At 60.6% G+C, this 15,233-nt stretch carries 15 protein-coding genes and 1 other RNA gene; 11 read left to right on the top strand and 5 right to left on the bottom strand.

Translation table 11 applies throughout. The features are described 5' to 3' along the window. Positions 1-66: 66 nt before the first annotated feature. Positions 67-1,020 (bottom strand): RluA family pseudouridine synthase, encoded by a 954-nt coding sequence (locus ACGHU1_RS10290; RefSeq protein ID WP_390586537.1) that lies wholly within the window; start codon positions 1,018-1,020, stop codon positions 67-69. 70 nt (positions 1,021-1,090) lie between these two features. Here ACGHU1_RS10290 and ACGHU1_RS10285 point away from each other — a divergent pair, with 70 nt between their 5' ends. From ACGHU1_RS10285 to ACGHU1_RS10265, 5 genes are all read left to right on the top strand, one after another. Then, on the top strand, positions 1,091-1,504 hold the full coding sequence (locus tag ACGHU1_RS10285; protein WP_390586535.1) for a Mov34/MPN/PAD-1 family protein: 414 nt from the start codon (positions 1,091-1,093) through the stop codon (positions 1,502-1,504). 197 nt (positions 1,505-1,701) lie between these two features. Continuing rightward, a complete protein-coding gene (locus tag ACGHU1_RS10280; protein ID WP_390586532.1) occupies positions 1,702-2,355 on the top strand; it encodes a histidine phosphotransferase family protein in 654 nt (217 codons plus the stop codon). Positions 2,356-2,359: 4 nt separating this feature from the next. Then, positions 2,360-3,097, top strand: a complete 738-nt coding sequence (locus tag ACGHU1_RS10275; protein WP_390586529.1) for an N-acetylmuramoyl-L-alanine amidase — start codon at positions 2,360-2,362, stop codon at positions 3,095-3,097. A 56-nt stretch (positions 3,098-3,153) separates the two neighbouring features. Continuing rightward, positions 3,154-3,581: RNase P RNA component class A (rnpB, locus tag ACGHU1_RS10270), an RNA gene on the top strand. 75 nt (positions 3,582-3,656) lie between these two features. After that, a complete protein-coding gene (locus ACGHU1_RS10265; protein ID WP_390586526.1) occupies positions 3,657-4,445 on the top strand; it encodes a hypothetical protein in 789 nt (262 codons plus the stop codon). Here ACGHU1_RS10265 and ACGHU1_RS10260 read toward each other — a convergent pair. Together ACGHU1_RS10260 and ACGHU1_RS10255 are read right to left on the bottom strand one after the other, a co-directional pair. Further along, positions 4,442-5,926: an FMN-binding glutamate synthase family protein gene (locus tag ACGHU1_RS10260; protein ID WP_390586524.1), complete on the bottom strand. Its 1,485-nt coding sequence runs from the start codon at positions 5,924-5,926 to the stop codon at positions 4,442-4,444. The two genes, ACGHU1_RS10265 and ACGHU1_RS10260, sit on opposite strands and share 4 nt — an antisense overlap. Positions 5,927-6,039: 113 nt before the next feature. Further along, complete coding sequence (locus tag ACGHU1_RS10255) at positions 6,040-6,837, bottom strand: metallophosphoesterase family protein (protein WP_390586521.1); 798 nt, start codon at positions 6,835-6,837, stop codon at positions 6,040-6,042. Between the two features lie 312 nt (positions 6,838-7,149). Between ACGHU1_RS10255 and ACGHU1_RS10250 the strand changes: the two genes are divergently transcribed. Continuing rightward, positions 7,150-8,070, top strand: coding sequence for a TorF family putative porin (locus ACGHU1_RS10250; RefSeq protein ID WP_390586518.1), 921 nt, complete (start codon positions 7,150-7,152; stop codon positions 8,068-8,070). A gap of 100 nt (positions 8,071-8,170) precedes the next feature. On the opposite strand, the gene ACGHU1_RS10245 is transcribed toward ACGHU1_RS10250, so the two are convergent. Further along, positions 8,171-8,827: an SIMPL domain-containing protein gene (locus ACGHU1_RS10245; protein ID WP_390586631.1), complete on the bottom strand. Its 657-nt coding sequence runs from the start codon at positions 8,825-8,827 to the stop codon at positions 8,171-8,173. Between the two features lie 187 nt (positions 8,828-9,014). On the opposite strand from ACGHU1_RS10245, the gene ACGHU1_RS10240 reads away from it, so the two are divergent. Continuing rightward, a complete protein-coding gene (locus tag ACGHU1_RS10240; protein WP_390586515.1) occupies positions 9,015-9,452 on the top strand; it encodes a VOC family protein in 438 nt (145 codons plus the stop codon). A 34-nt stretch (positions 9,453-9,486) separates the two neighbouring features. Here the strand turns inward: ACGHU1_RS10240 and nhaA are convergent, their stop codons facing one another. Further along, a complete protein-coding gene (gene nhaA / locus ACGHU1_RS10235; protein WP_390586513.1) occupies positions 9,487-10,680 on the bottom strand; it encodes a Na+/H+ antiporter NhaA in 1,194 nt (397 codons plus the stop codon). A gap of 134 nt (positions 10,681-10,814) precedes the next feature. Between nhaA and ACGHU1_RS10230 the strand changes: the two genes are divergently transcribed. From ACGHU1_RS10230 to ACGHU1_RS10215, 4 genes are all read left to right on the top strand, one after another. Then, a complete protein-coding gene (locus ACGHU1_RS10230) occupies positions 10,815-12,224 on the top strand; it encodes a glycosyl transferase family protein (RefSeq protein ID WP_390586510.1) in 1,410 nt (469 codons plus the stop codon). After that, the gene (locus tag ACGHU1_RS10225) at positions 12,221-13,360 is read left to right on the top strand and encodes a hypothetical protein (RefSeq protein ID WP_390586507.1); all 1,140 of its coding nucleotides are present in this window, start codon (positions 12,221-12,223) and stop codon (positions 13,358-13,360) included. Before ACGHU1_RS10230 ends, ACGHU1_RS10225 begins: the two co-directional genes overlap by 4 nt. Positions 13,361-13,443: 83 nt before the next feature. After that, positions 13,444-14,358 carry a sulfite exporter TauE/SafE family protein gene (locus ACGHU1_RS10220; protein ID WP_390586504.1) on the top strand — a complete coding sequence of 305 codons (915 nt, stop codon included), beginning with the start codon at positions 13,444-13,446 and terminating at the stop codon, positions 14,356-14,358. Then, positions 14,355-15,134: a TIGR02186 family protein gene (locus tag ACGHU1_RS10215; RefSeq protein WP_390586501.1), complete on the top strand. Its 780-nt coding sequence runs from the start codon at positions 14,355-14,357 to the stop codon at positions 15,132-15,134. The genes ACGHU1_RS10220 and ACGHU1_RS10215 overlap by 4 nt, the downstream gene beginning before the upstream one ends. Positions 15,135-15,233: the final 99 nt, after the last annotated feature.

Here is a 15,233-nt window from a genome sequence, read left to right as displayed (position 1 = left end):
TGGGCATCCGGCTTTTCGGGCCACACGGTTACATATAAACAGATTTCGTGGCTTTTGCCGCGACTTTCATCGATTAAAACGCCCAAGTTCGTCGATAAGTTCCTGCATATCTGCTGGCGTGGCCGCTGTGAAAGATACGGTCTCACCAGAGATTGGATGCACGAAACCCAATTCGGCGGCGTGCAGGGCCTGACGGGCGAATTTCCGTTCGGAAAGCAGGCTTTTCAACGATTTGGGAGTTTTCCCATACAGTGGATCTCCTAATAACGCATGACCAATTGACGCACAATGAACGCGGACCTGATGCGTGCGGCCTGTTTCAAGGCGGCATTCAATCAGGGCGCTATCATCAAGGCGCTTTAGAACCTTATAATGGGTGATTGCGTGTTTGCCGCGCGAGGAATTCTTTTCGAGCACAGCCATTTTCTTGCGATTCGCATCGCTCCGGCCGATTCGTTCATCAATCGTCCCGGCGGCGGGGATGGGGTGGCCTCCGCACAGGGCGAGATAGCGCCGATGGATCGAATGGTCGGCGAATTGCGCAGCCAGCCCCTCATGCGCAGCATCGGATTTTGCCACCACCAATAGGCCGGATGTGTCCTTGTCGATCCGGTGCACGATGCCCGGGCGCGCGACGCCGCCAATCCCGGAAAGCTGACCGCGGCAGTGATGCAGCAGGGCATTGACCAGCGTGCCGTTGGGATTGCCCGCTGCCGGGTGCACCACCATGCCCGCAGGCTTGTTTACTACCACAAGGTGCTCGTCCTCGAATGCGATATTCAGCGGGATATTCTGCGGCATAGCCTCGGCATCGGCGGCTGGCGGAACATAGATGGTGAACAATGCGCCGGGTGCAGCTTTCGCGGAAGGAGATGTCGCAGCCGCCCCATCAAGCTCGACATGACCGGCCGCGATCAGGGCCTGCACCCGCGCGCGTGACAGGTCGGTCGCATCGGCAAGCGCTTTATCGAGGCGCGCTGTAGCCGTAACCGTGCCGGTGATGGTTTTGCCAGAAGACATCGCATTTGCCATGCGCGATGGCATCGCAAGTGACAAGTTTGACCGCTTTGCCTAGGCAGGCCGGGTGCAATTGAAACTGACCAAAAACGGCGATTTGCCAGTTCCGCAGACGCTGATCGAAACGCTGGTCCGCGCTGCCAATGCTGCCGGTGTGCGCGAATGCTGCGGATTGCTGGTGGGCCGGGGCGGCGAGCTGTCCGATGCGATTGAAACCCGCAATGTCCATCCATCGCCCGAAACGCATTTCGAGATCGATCCGCAGCCGCTGATCGGTGCGCACCGCGCCGAACGCGGTGGCGGTCCGGCGCTGATGGGGTATTTCCACTCCCACCCGGCCGGTGATCCGCGCCCCTCTCGCACCGACCGGGCGATGGCTTCGCGCGATGGCAGGATATGGGCAATTGTTGCAGGCGGCGACGTGATGTTCTGGCAAGACGACGAAGATGGTTTTCGCGCGCTTTCATACGAGGTTGTAAGCGGCTAGGGTGCCTCTCCGAAAGCAGGGGGCAATTCTGGCGGTGCGTTCGCGCAGGATATTCCCGGCATTAGAAAACAAGCACTTTGACCGAGTGAAATCGAGATAGTTACCGCCACAACAATGATTTACCCCGTCCCAGGCATCCTGGACATATCCGTCCCGATGTCGCCATCTTTCTTCCAAAACGTAATCGAGGTGCCGGCATGACGTCGCAAACCGATCTCGCCGCGCTGCTGTGTTCGCGCCTGTGCCATGACATGCTTTCGCCCGTCGGGGCGCTTTCCAACGGATTGGAATTGCTCGCCGATGAGCAAGATCCTGAAATGCGCAAACGCTGTATCGAATTGCTTGAACAGAGCGCGAAAATCAGCACGGATAAGCTAAAGTTTTTCCGGCTCGCCTTTGGTGCGGCAGGTGGATTTGGCGACAATGTCCCGGTCGAAGAAGCGCAGGAAGTGATCGGCGCGCTGGCTGGCGACAACAAACGCATCGAATTGAACTGGGCCATTGGTGAAAACAGCCTGCCCAAACCCGCCGTTAAAGTCCTGCTCAACCTGTCGCAGATCGCGTTGGAGGCGCTGGTCCGGGGCGGGACGCTGGATATTGGCGCGGAAAAACTCGACGGTAACGTGGAAATCGTTGCGCGTGCCACGGGCAAGAAGATCGCCTTTGACGAAACGATCGGACATGCCTTGCAAGGCGAAGTTTCCGCCGCCGAAGTGACCAGCCGGACGGCGGCGGCCCACATGGTTGCCCTGCTGGCAGAGGAGCTGGGCGGCGGGCTGCAATACGCGCTTGGCGAGGGATCGCTGGTGCTCGGCGCGGTCATTCCCGAGCCGGAAGGGATGATCGGATAAACATATGGCGACACCGTTCGAACCGAAAAAAGACGATGCCGAGCTGGTCCACCGGGAGCAGCTGTCTCCCAATTTCGACGAGCGGTCGATGCCAATCACTATGGCGGTGATGCATTACACCGAGATGAAGCCGGTCGAAAACGCGCTGAACCGGCTGACCGATGCCGATGCCAAGGTTTCCGCGCATTACCTTATCACCGAAAAAGGCGAAGTGATCCGCCTAGTGCCCGAGGAAAAGCGCGCGTGGCATGCAGGCGCATCGTATTGGCGCGGGGTCAAAGACGTGAATTCCGCAAGCATCGGGATCGAGCTTGATCACCCTGGCCATCGCGGCGGCGGTTACCGCGAATTTGCGTCAGCGCAGATTGATGCGCTAATCCCGTTGCTCGCGCGGATTGTGAAGCAATACGACATACCGCGCGCCAATGTGGTGGGCCATTCCGATGTCGCGCCGATGCGCAAAGTCGATCCGGGCGAACTGTTCCCATGGCCGAGGCTGGCCGAATACGGATTGTGCCTGCCGATCCCGGAAAAGCTGGAGAAAGGCGATCCCTTCCATAACGAAGGCGCGTTTATTCTCGCGCTCGAACGGTACGGTTATGACATCACCGAGGGGCGCAAGGCTATCGAGGCATTTGAACGGCGTTGGCGGCCCGAATTGATCGAGGGCAAGGTCGATGCCCAGCTGGGCGCGATATTGTGGCACCTGCTGCTGGAACGCGACAGGGGCGCTTCGCGGTAGGCACGGCTTTGCAAAGGGTTCCCTAGGCTGCGCGCCTCGTATACAGGCAGCCACGTCAGGGGGCCGAGGCAGCCGCGGGGCCTTAGGGCCGCGAGGAAAGTCCGGGCTCCACGAAACAAAGGTGGCGGGTAACGCCCGCCGAGTGTCTGCCCGTGAGGGCGGGCGCTTAGGGAAAGTGCCACAGAGAGTATACCGCCGATGGAGGGAGACCTCACAGGCAAGGGTGAAAGGGTGCGGTAAAGGCGCACCGGGGCGCTGGTAACAGCGTCCGCATGGTAAACCCCACCTGGAGCAAGGCCAAATAGGGGTTTCGCGCCCAGAGTCTTCGGACGAAAGGCAGGAGCGTTTCGCTCTGGGAAACCCGGGTTGGCTGCTTGAGCGCGCGCAGCAATGTGCCGCCTAGATGAATGGCTGCTGCCGCAGAGCTGGTCCTTCGGGATACCGTTTGCGGATACAGAACCCGGCTTATGACGCCCCCTGACACATTTATAACGGGCTGAGGGCGACTGAACGATCGCCTTACGCCGGAACTTCGCCAATCAAAGGCAGTTGGACGCGCATGACAATTGATACAGCCACCAATCGCAGCGCGTTTCAGCGCGCCGCCATAATTCTGGCAGTCGTGATCCAGATTGGCGCGACATTCCTCCCGCAGCTGGGTTTCGGGGAGCCTATCGGCGACCGATCCGATAGCGTGCGCACTTTGATTACGCCTTCGGGCTGGGCGTTCGCGATCTGGGGACCACTGTTTCTCGGCTCAGCGATTTTTGCGATCTGGCAGGCATTGCCGGCGCAGCGGAAAAACGCGCTCGTCGATGCGATTGCATGGCCAGCGGCCATTGCGCTTTCGGCGCAGGGCGTCTGGGCGACCTACACCCAATTCGCCAATCTAACCGCCATTTCGGCGATCATCATTCTCGTGTCGCTTGGCGGATTGCTGCTGGTGCTGCGCCAGCTCGTCGCGGCGCGCAGCCTTTCATCCGGTGAGCGGTGGTTCGTCGCACTGGTGTTCAGCGCGCTCGCCGCGTGGCTGACCGCAGCGAGCATCGTGAATGTCTCCGCCACGCTCGCCTATTACGGCATTGGCGGCAATTTCACAGTGCCGTGGGCAGCGGCGATCATGGTCGCAATCGGCGGAGTTATCGCGGCCATTGCCGTGCTCAGCAGCCGTGGCAATCCATGGTATGCGGCGGTTTTCTGCTGGGCGCTGACGGCCATCTATTTCCGCGGCGGGCAGGAGGCGCAATCCATCGCCATTGCCTGCATATTCGCCGGAATAATCACGGTGGTTGCCGCAATTATTGGGCTGTCGAAGGCCAGCAACCGGCGTCACTGGATCGGCGTTTAGCCCGGCTGGACACCAACGGCGGGATACAGCTCATCTAGAGGGCGTGACCGGCCATCGGCGCAAACCAGCCGAACGTGATACCGTTTCATCCCGCGCGGGCTGGGCACGCCGACACTGTGAGCGATCACGCCCACTTCCTTGCGCATCTGCTTGACGAAATTCGCAACTCGAACCGCCTTGTTTGCCGGGTCCAGCCCGCGCTGCAGACTTGGGTCGTGCGTTGTGATGCCGGTGGGGCAAGTGTTCTTGTTGCACTTCATCGCCTGTATGCAGCCGAGCGCGAACATGAAACCGCGCGCTGAAATGACAAAATCCGCCCCTGCACAAAGAGCCCAGGCCACTTCGCTGGGCGTGACGAGTTTTCCGCTGGCGACCACGCGAATGCGATCTTTCAGCCCGGCCTCGTCCCGGATATCGACCAGCATCGGCAGCGCCTCTCTCAGCGTTAGGCCAACATTGTCGATCAGCGGCAGCGGCGCGGCGCCCGTGCCGCCATCGCCGCCATCAACCGTGATGAAATCGGGGGCGCTTTCCGGGCCGCGCCGGTTGATTTCCTCAAACAGCGTCTCAAGCCAGCCATACGCGCCCATCACCGTCTTGAACCCGACAGGTTTGCCAGTGACTTCGCGGATATGAGCGATCTGGTCGAGCAGTTCGTCATTTGAAGAAATGTCGATATGGCGGTTGGGAGAGATCGATGCCTCGCCCTGTGTGATGCCCCGGATCTCGGCGATTTCCTTGTTCACCTTGGAGGCGGGGAGGATGCCGCCTTTACCCGGCTTTGCGCCTTGCGAAAGCTTGATTTCAAACATGCGGACCTGATCGTGCGCCGCGATTTCGCGCAGCTTTTCGTCCGACAAATTGCCGTCTTCGTCGCGCACGCCGTATTTCGCTGTACCGATCTGGAAAACGAGGTCGCAGCCGCCCTCCAGATGGTACGGGGCAAGACCGCCTTCGCCGGTGTTGAGCCAGCATTCCGCCTTTGCTGCGCCGTGCGACAAGGCGCGGATTGCGGGCGTAGACAACGCGCCGTAGCTCATGCCGGATATGTTGAACACCGATGGCGCGTCATAGGGGATGCGCGCAGCCCCATCGCCAATGCGCAGCGGCGCCGATGTTTCCGCATCACGTTCCAACGTGGGCCACGGGCAATTGACGAAAATTGGCGTTCCCACCGGATCAAGATTGCGCGTCGAACCGAATGCTACATTGGTGGATTTTGCTTTCGAGGCATCATCCACCCAGTCGCGCTGTGCGCGGTTGAACGGCATTTCCTCGCGGTCCATCGCAAAGAAATACTGGCGGAAGAACTCGCCCAGTTCTGACAGGATGTAGCGCATCCGGCCGATGACCGGATAATTGCGGCGCACGGTGTCTTCGGTCTGGAAACGGTCGATGAAAAACAGGACAATCAGGCCAAGCACAGCCAGCCCGATGATAAAGACGAAGATGTCGCTGAGCGCCTCGATAAATGTCGTCACGGCTGCCTCTCCCTGCAATCGGCGTTATGCCCGGCTTCGCGATTAGCGGCGAAACCGCTATTTCCAAACACCGTCAAGCGCGTTCGGTTTCGCAGGTGCAATCGGCCCGGCTGTCAGGCAGCGATGCCGAGCACGCCGATTTCGTCCCCGTCCATCCTGGTTTGCAGCATCCGTTTCGTGTCACCTTCCAGCACGAGCGCGGTCAGCACGCCCGACCGGAAAGCGCCGGTATCAATGCCGATCCGGTTGCCGCAGTCCAAGACTTCATCGAAAATCGTATGGCCGTGGACGACCACTTTTTGCAAAGGCCCCTTGTGGTCGAGGAAGCGGTCGCGAATCCACAAAAGATCGCTGCGTTTCTGCCGGTCGAGCGGCATGGCAGGATCGATGCCCGCATGGACAAACACGTAATCGCCAGCGACAATCATTTCCTCGAAACTGTCGATGTAATCACGCTCAGATTGCGGGATGAGCTGGGGGATGAAGGCAAACATTTCTTCCAGCGTCATCGCGTTGAACTGTTTTTTCGTCAGGCCATAGCTCATGATCGTTTCGCGCCCGCCATGTTTCAGGAAATGGCGCAAAATGTCGGGTTTCTCGAAAGACTGGAGGAACATGTCTTCGTGATTGCCAGCGAGGACGCGGACGCTGCGCTGTGATTGCCATTGCCGGGTCCGCGCGATCACGCCTGCGCTGTCCGGGCCGCGATCAACCAGATCGCCCAGCAGGATAACTTCGCTCTGAGCAGGCGGGCTTTGCGCATCATCTTGTTCGATGGCGTCGATCAGGGCTTCATAAAGATCCAGCCGCCCGTGGATGTCCCCTAGCAGGTAATACCGTTTACCGGCAGGGACCGATGGACCCGGCACGTCGGGTTTCGATCCGAAGAGAGAGCGGAGCTTGGTAAGCATGGCTGTGTCGTTTGCGGCCCTGTAGTCTGCGTAGTGGGTTGAATCGGTTGGGGGACCGAGACTGCGCGGCGTTGACCGTGCACATAAGCATCGACGCCCTGAACGGCAAATGAGTACGCGTTTTCCGCCGCCACCTTCAGTGGTGCATAAATCCCACAAGAGTGTGACTTTGTGGAAGCGTGCGCAATTTCCCTTGTGTAAGAGACGCAATGTGTGCACGATTGTTCCACATTCGGATGAGATCGCCCACAAAAATGGCGGCCGACGGATGTGCAGGTGGGACGAAGCAACAACATAAATAAGGAAGTTGTCATGCTCACGTCCATCCGCGGCCTTTCGGCTGCAACACTTTCCGCGGGCCTTTTGTTCTCTGCTGCGCCCGCATTCGCTTCTGATACGGTTTCAGAAGAAGCGAAAACAAATACCAAAACCAGCGATGTGCAATTCAGCGATGAAATGATCGCCGCTGCCGCCGTGCTGGAAGAAACCGACGCCGATGCGCCAGTCCTCTCACTGACCCCGGCAACAGAGCGTGCAAACGCACCTGTAGAGGCGGACACGGCCAGCAATGCTGGCGGTGAGAGCGGGATAACCTTTTCCGCAAACGTGGCTCTTGCCTCTGAATACCGTTTCCGCGGCGTCAAACTGACTGATGGCGAACTGGCCATTCAGGGCGGATTCGACCTCAGCCACTCCTCCGGTTTTTATGTTGGAACATGGGCATCCAATCTGGATGAACAGACCGTCGGTTATGGTTCGACCGAGCTTGACCTTTATGGCGGCTGGAGCGGCGATCTCAGCGATGGTGTGTCGGCGGATGTCGGCCTCATCGCCTACACCTATCCCGATGCAGGCGCCGGTGATTTCGATTACCTCGAAGTCTACGGCTCGCTGTCCTTCGCGATTGGCCCGGCTTCGGTCACAGGCGGCGTCGCCTATGCACCGGAGCAGGATTCGCTCGGCGGAACGGACAACCTGTATCTTTATACCGATGTCGGCTTTTCCATCCCGGACACGCCGGTTTCGATCACCGGTCACCTCGGCTACACCGATGGTTTCCTGACCTTTACCAATGACAGCGAAGCGATCGACTGGTCGATCGGTGCTGACGTGGCACTGGGTCCGGCAACGCTGAATGTGGCCTATGTCGGGGTTGAGGGCGATACCCTGATTGATCCGGCTGGCACGTTCACCGATGACGGCTTTGTCGTAACAATCAGCGCAAGCTTCTAATCATTCTGCTCAGTCGCAGGAGCGAACGCCCTATCCGCGTATAAGCGGAATAGCGGGACCTCTAAAGAGGCGCGGGATCAGCCAGGATCCCGCGCCTTTTTTAGTCGAGCGAGAAATTGACCGTCGTAACGACGCGGACCTTTTTATACGGACTGTCCGATTTGCCCCAGCCGCCGCTGTCACCGTCGCGCGCCTCGATTGAGAAATACCCCTGCGTCGCATTTTTGATCGCGCCCACACCCGCGCCGGAATCCTCGGCAAACTGCTGCGCCGATGCGCGCGCATCGCGGGTCGCCTGCGCCACCATTTCAGGTTTGATATCGTTGAGCCGGGTGAAGGTGTAACTCATGCCGGACCCTTCCTCCAGAAATACGCCGCGTCCGACCAGATCGAACTGCCGGGCGACGGCGCGCTGGGCGCGTTCGATATCGTCGGTGCGCAGCGCCAGCCTTTGGCGGACGGTGTAGGTCGTGACGCCGCGATTGGTGTAGCTGGAAACATTGGCACCGGTCGGCTGCAACGCCTTTTGCGGAAAGCCAAGGTCGTCAAAGAATGCCTCGATACTGGCGGTGTCGCGCCGCACCTTTGCCTGCGCTTCGGCAAGGCTCGCTGAACTGGCCGAATACGATATCGTCCATGTGGCAAGGTCGGCGGTGACATCCCGTTCTGCCAGCCCCCTTACTGTGACGGATCGTTCAGCCTCTTTTGCGCGCAGCAATCCATCGCCGAGCAGGTATCCGCCAAGGACAATTCCCATGGAAGCTATGGCCGCTGTGCCGAACCACCGCAGCGTCGCCGATCCAACGTTTGCCTTGCGCCTAGGTTTACCCTCCACCATGTCTGCCTCTGTAGTGTCCGTGTTATCTGTCATCGCATCCTCCTTTTCCTGCGATGAAGTGTGCATGGTTGTCGATGAACCGTTTTTGAATTGCCGGGAGATGAACATGGTCAAATACCTCCACTCTATGATCCGGGTCACCGATCCCGACGCAACGGTGGATTTTTTCAAGCTGATCGGGCTGGAGGAAGTGCGCCGTTTCGACGTTGAGGCCGGGCGTTTCACGCTCATCTTCCTCGCCGCCCCCGGTCAGGAGGGCGTCGCCGAGGTTGAACTGACCTATAACTGGCCCGCCGAAGACGGTAGCGAAGGCGAGCAATATGACGGGGGGCGCAATTTCGGCCACCTCGCATACCGCGTCGATGACATCTACGCGACGTGTCAAAAGCTGGCCGATGCAGGACACACCATCCACCGCCCGCCGCGCGACGGGCACATGGCGTTCGTCAAATCACCCGACGGCATTTCGGTCGAGCTGCTTCAGGAAGGCAATCTTGAGCCGCGCGAGCCGTGGGCAAGCATGGAAAACACCGGCAGCTGGTAAGGCCTGATCGGTAGATGAGCCGCCGGGCGAACGCTTACGCTTCGCTCGGCTGGTTCACCTGATCATCGCATTCAGCATCGGTGTGCGTCGTTGTCAGCCTCAGCACGATGTAGCCAAGCACGGCAGAGATGGCCGATCCGGTGAGGATGCCAATCTTTGCCTCTTCCACGAACATCGGCTGCTGCGGGAATGCAAGGCCGCCGATAAACAGGCTCATCGTAAAGCCGATGCCGCACAGGATCGAAATGCCCCAGATCTCCGGCCAGCTTGCATTGGCGGGGCGGGGGGCAAAACCGACCTTGTCCGCCAGCCACACGATCGAGAAGATGCCGACCTGTTTGCCCAAAACCAGCCCTGCGGCGATGGCGATGGGCAGCGGATCGGTGAATGCCTCGATACCCATGCCGCCCAGAGAGACGCCGGCATTGGCAAAACCGAAGACTGGTACGACCAGATAGGCGCTCCAAGGGGCGAGCCTGTGCTCCAGTTTTTCTAGCATCGAATTGCCGTCTGGGCGCTGCATCGGAATTGTCAGAGCCGCCAAGACACCTGCAATTGTTGCGTGAACACCGGTGTTCAGCACACAATACCATAGCACCACGGACATCAGCACATACGGCCATAGCGATCCGACCTTGGCCCGGTTCATGGCCAGCATAATGCCGAAAACTACTGCGGAAATCAGCAGCCAGACAAGCTTGATCGTGGGCGTATAGAACACCGCGATCACCAGCACCGCACCGATATCGTCGACAATCGCGACGGTCAGCAGGAACAGACGCAATGAGGCGGGCACACGATTTCCAAGCAGGCCGAGAACACCCATCGCAAACGCAATGTCGGTCGCGGCCGGGATGGCCCAACCGTTTGAATATTGTCCGCCGCCCGATACGGCGATGAAGACCGCCGCCGGGGCAAGCATACCCGCAGCCGCCGCCACCATGGGCAGGCGGCGCGCAGCCGGATCGGCGAGTGAGCCGGACACCAGCTCCCGTTTCACCTCAAGACCGACGACGAAAAAGAAGATCGCCATCAGGCCGTCATTGATCCACAGGTGCAGGTCATCCAGCTTGGGGATCGGGGTCCAGGCCAGCTCGCCGTAGAACAGCTGTTTGTATTCGGCTGCGAACGGGGAATTTGCTGCCAGCATCGCCGCTGCTGCGACAATGATCAGCAGAATGCCGGCGGAGGCATCGCTTACGAAGAGAGCGCGGACCGGCGCGAACATTCTTTTCAGCGGGGCCCTGCGGGAAGTGTTTGCATCAGACATGTTGCGGGCTCTCTTTGAGAAAACTTCAAGCGGTTGCAAGGGCTATCGCGGCCCGTTAGTCTCTTTTTCACACAGGGGATGGGGGTCGCACCTTGGCACTTTGGGGCTATGAACTGTGGCAATGGTTTGCATTGCTGCAACACGAACTGCTTTTATTTGCAGGAATATTCTTTCTTATCGGGGCGATAGATGATTTCGCGGTCGATCTTACGTGGCTGTGGCTAAAGCTGACAGGCCGGGCCAGGACGCCGGTGTTTGATCGCAAAGAATTGCAGCACACTTCGCTTTCGGGGGCAGCGGCGATCTTCATCCCGGCATGGAACGAGGCCGAGGTAATCGGGGATACGATTTCGCACACCCTGCAAAGCTGGCCGCACCGCGCCATGCGGCTGTATGTCGGTTGCTATCGAAATGATCCCGCGACGATGCAGGCCGCCATCCGCGCAGCTGGCGGTGATCCGCGGCTGAGGATCGTCATCCATGGCCGGACCGGACCGACCACAAAGGCCGATTGCCTCAACCGGCTTTACGATGCGATGCGCGATGATGAACGCCGCTGGGGCAAGCAGTTTGCCCAGGTCGTCTTTCAGGATGCCGAAGACATGGTCGATCCCGCTGCACTGGGCCTGCTGGACGCCGCAATCGCGGGCGGTGCCGACTTTGCGCAATTGCCGGTCGAGCCGCTGCCGCAGGCCGCCAGCCCGTGGCTCGGCAGCCATTACTGCGAAGAATTTGCCGAGGCCCATGCCAAGGGGATGGTCGTGCGCGATCAGCTGGGCGCAGCTCTGCCCGGAGCCGGCGTGGGCTGCGCCGTGTCGCGCAGCGCGCTTACGCAATTGAGCGCCAATCGAGCCGGCGGCCACCCGTTCGCATCCGATTCGCTGACAGAGGATTACGAGCTCGGGCTGGCGATTACGCGCAATGGCGGAACCAGCCGGTTTGTGCGCGCTCGCGGGGACGACGGGCGGCTGATTGCGACGCGGGCCTATTTTCCTGCGCGCCTTGACCATGTGGTCCGCCAGAAAACGCGCTGGGTCCACGGCATTGCATTACAGGGATGGGACCGGACAGGCTGGAGCAGCGGTCTGGCCGAGCTGTGGATGCGCGCCCGCGACCGGCGAGGCCCGCTGACTGCGCTGGTCCTGCTGTTCGGATACGCTCTGCTGGGCATCACCGCGATCAGTTGGACGGCCATCGGGCTGGGCTATGGGGAGCCAGCTGCGCTTTCCCCACTGCTCGAATGGTTGTTGATCGCGAATTTCGCCGCGTTTGTGTGGCGCGCGCTGATGCGATTTGGCTTCACGGCCCGTGAACACGGCGCAATTGAGGGGGTTAGGGCGGTGCTGCGCATCCCGGTCACCAATATCATTTCGATCATGGCTGGCTGGCGCGCGATTGCCGCCTATGCCATGACCCTGCGCGGGCGGGCGATTGTCTGGGACAAGACGCCGCACTCGGCCCATCCGGCGCGAACGATGACGGACAGGGCAGGGGCGGCATGAGCGTGCAGAAAACCCTTTCGCGCCGCGGCAGTCCGCTGGCCATGCTGGTGGCGGTGTTGGCCGTGTGGGCCGGCGGGCGGGCGATGACATGGGAAGATCCGTTTGCGCAGGCGATAAAGGATATCGCGGCCGAGGTGCCTTTCCTTGCAAGGGACGAAACCGGCGCTCTGCCGGGTGACGTCACCGTAAAAGGCGAAGCGAAAGAGACTGTAGGTAGCAGCGCTTTCCTGCATGCGCGCGCCGTCTCCACTGGCGATCACCGATTTGCGGTGCTCGGCGTGCAGGACAGGGGAGCAGCGCCGGCAGCCGCCGATGCGCTGGGGCACGAATTGCTGTGGCTGAGGGCAATGGGCGCAAAGCTGCCGGTCGGATCGCCGCATGGCCCCCGGCTCCACGGTCTGGAAACCCCGCAATCCGTTGCCGGCGTCACGCCCCTTGCGCCTGCATTCGAAGGTCGGCCAGCAGCGGATCGCTGGTCGCTGGATGCCTGGGCATTCTGGCGTCAGGGATCCAATGCCGCGCCGATTTCGCAGGGCCGCGTTCCTATATACGGAGCAAGCCAGGCGGGCGCGAACCTGCAATACCGGGTTGATCCTGCATCGCGGTTTGATCCGCGGGTCTATATGAGGGGTTACCGCGCGCTCGTTTCCGGCGGCGAAACCGAAATTGCTGCCGGTGCATCTGCGCGCCCGTTCGCCAGCATCCCGCTGCGCGTTTCTGCCGAAGTGCGCGCGGCTGAAAACCGATTTGGCCAGACGATCCGTCCCGCTGTCATCGCGACCACTGAATTGCCCGCCGCGCGCCTGCCCGCCAGCTTCCGATTGGAGGCATATGGCGGCGCTGGCTATGTCGGCGGCAAGGGCGCTACGCCGTTTGCCGACGGTCAAATCGCTGTGACCCGCGAACTTGCCGACATTGCCGGACCGGTCGATACGCGTGCGCAAGTAAGCATCGGCGCGGGTGCATGGGGCGGAGCGCAGAAAGACGCCAGCCGGGTGGACGTAGGCCCGACCATGCGCGTCGACATGACCATCGGGAAAGTGCCGGCGCGCCTCGCCCTCGACTGGCGCGAACAGATTACCGGCGATGCTGCCCCCGGATCAGGCGTCGCGGCGACTTTATCGACGCGGTTCTGATCGCGGCGGAACACTCGAAATGACGGGGATCGCGGCGGTATAGCGGCTATCATCGCGGCGCGCGCTGCGTTAGTGCTCAGCCCATGGATGTTTACCTTCCCATAGCGAATCTCTCGGTGAACGGATTGTTCATCGTGTTGCTTGGCGGGCTGACGGGCATCTTGTCGGGATTGTTCGGCGTCGGCGGAGGGTTTCTGACCACGCCGCTGCTGATTTTCTACGGAATTCCACCAACCGTTGCCGCTGCGTCGGCGGCGACTCAGGTGACCGGCGCCAGCGTGTCCGGCGTGCTTGCCCATTCGAAACAGCGCGGCGTCGATTACCGCATGGGCGCGGTCATGGTCGGCGGCGGCATTGTCGGCGCGTTGATCGGTGCGCTGCTGTTCAGTGCGCTGCAGGCGCTTGGCCAGATCGATGTCGTCATCAACGTGCTGTATGTCTTGATGCTGGGGACGATCGGATCGCTCATGATGCGCGAATCCATCGACGCGCTGCGGCCTGCGAAAAGCGGCAAGGCCAGCCAGCCCAGAAAACGCCGCCACCACCCGCTTGTCGCGGGGCTGCCGTTTCGCTGGAGGTTCTATCGCTCCGGCCTTTATATCTCTCCTCTCGCGCCGCTGATTTTGGGTGTGCTGGTCGGCATCCTCACCATGCTGATGGGCGTGGGCGGCGGGTTCCTGCTGGTCCCTGCCATGCTATATTTGCTGGGGATGAGCGGCAATGTGGTTGTCGGGACATCTTTGTTTCAGATCCTGTTTGTGACGATGGTGACGACGATGACACACGCCCTCACAACCAAGGCGGTGGATATCGTGCTGGCCGGATTGCTGCTGCTTGGCTCTGTCATGGGCGCGCAGTTTGGTACCCAGATAGCGATGAAGGCGCGGCCCGAAGTGCTGCGGCTGGTTCTGGCCGGTATCGTCATTCTTGTCGCGCTGCGGATGCTTTATGGCCTCGGCGTTCAGCCTGACGAGATTTACACGGTAAGCCCGCTATGATCTGTGGCGTGTGGGGGCGGACATCGAAAGCGGCGGCTCTGTGCATTGCGGCGGTGTTTCTCAGCGCGCAAAGTGAGCCGATCCTTGTCCCCGAGGTCAGCCAGTCACGGGTCGAGGTGCGGCAGGGATTTACTGGCGCAAACCTCCTTTTATACGGCGCGGTGATCGATCCAAACGGCGGCCGGCGCACAACCGAATACGATATCGTGGTGGTGCTGAAAGGCCCGACCGAGCCGATCCGCCTCCGCGAAAAAGAGCGGGTCGCGGGTATCTGGATGAACGCGGATTCCAGCGATTTCCGCTCTGCACCCTCGTTCTTCGCGGTCGCATCGTCCCGTCCCGTTGGCGAGATCGTGGATGAACGCACGGCCTCCATATACGAGCTTGGCACCGACTTCATCCAGCTTAGCCCCAGCGGATTGATCGAACCGGAGGAACAGGCGCGATTCGCAGCGGGCCTGGTTGATCTGCGCCAGCGCGGCGGATTGTACAAGGAAGACCCCGGCGGAGTGCGCATCAGCCAGGGGGTGCTGTACCAGGCGCGCATCGCCTTGCCTTCCAACGTTACAACGGGGCCATATACGGCGGAGACATTCGCCATCGCCGATGGCCGCGTTCTCGCCAGTGCGACGGCGGAAATCGCGGTCGAGAAAGTCGGGCTGGAAGGCCGGGTTGTCAACGCGGCGGAGCGGTCTTCGCTGCTATACGGGCTTGGCGCGATATTTCTGTCCCTTTCGATGGGCTGGATCGCTGGCAGGTTCTTCAGCCGGACCTGATAGTGCGTCAGGTGGAAGAATGCGGCGGGCAGCGAGCGGCTGGCGCGCACGCTTTCCGGCATTATCGTTGACGCGATTTTAACCGAAATCCTCCAAGGA

This window comes from Erythrobacter sp. MTPC3, from assembly GCF_042854385.1.
In the GTDB taxonomy this organism is placed as follows: Bacteria; Pseudomonadota; Alphaproteobacteria; order Sphingomonadales; family Sphingomonadaceae; genus Erythrobacter.
This window is presented reverse-complemented; position numbering and strand designations above follow the sequence as displayed.

Coding starts and splice junctions, on each gene's coding strand:
- ACGHU1_RS10275 (WP_390586529.1), top strand. CDS start 2,360: ATGGCGACACCGTTCGAACCGAAAAAAGACGATGCCGAGCTGGTCCAC.
- ACGHU1_RS10250 (WP_390586518.1), top strand. CDS start 7,150: ATGCTCACGTCCATCCGCGGCCTTTCGGCTGCAACACTTTCCGCGGGC.
- ACGHU1_RS10255 (WP_390586521.1), bottom strand. CDS start 6,837: ATGCTTACCAAGCTCCGCTCTCTCTTCGGATCGAAACCCGACGTGCCG.
- ACGHU1_RS10290 (WP_390586537.1), bottom strand. CDS start 1,020: ATGTCTTCTGGCAAAACCATCACCGGCACGGTTACGGCTACAGCGCGC.
- ACGHU1_RS10245 (WP_390586631.1), bottom strand. CDS start 8,827: ATGGGAATTGTCCTTGGCGGATACCTGCTCGGCGATGGATTGCTGCGC.
- ACGHU1_RS10265 (WP_390586526.1), top strand. CDS start 3,657: ATGACAATTGATACAGCCACCAATCGCAGCGCGTTTCAGCGCGCCGCC.
- ACGHU1_RS10240 (WP_390586515.1), top strand. CDS start 9,015: ATGGTCAAATACCTCCACTCTATGATCCGGGTCACCGATCCCGACGCA.
- nhaA (WP_390586513.1), bottom strand. CDS start 10,680: ATGTTCGCGCCGGTCCGCGCTCTCTTCGTAAGCGATGCCTCCGCCGGC.
- ACGHU1_RS10215 (WP_390586501.1), top strand. CDS start 14,355: ATGATCTGTGGCGTGTGGGGGCGGACATCGAAAGCGGCGGCTCTGTGC.
- ACGHU1_RS10225 (WP_390586507.1), top strand. CDS start 12,221: ATGAGCGTGCAGAAAACCCTTTCGCGCCGCGGCAGTCCGCTGGCCATG.
- ACGHU1_RS10220 (WP_390586504.1), top strand. CDS start 13,444: ATGGATGTTTACCTTCCCATAGCGAATCTCTCGGTGAACGGATTGTTC.
- ACGHU1_RS10280 (WP_390586532.1), top strand. CDS start 1,702: ATGACGTCGCAAACCGATCTCGCCGCGCTGCTGTGTTCGCGCCTGTGC.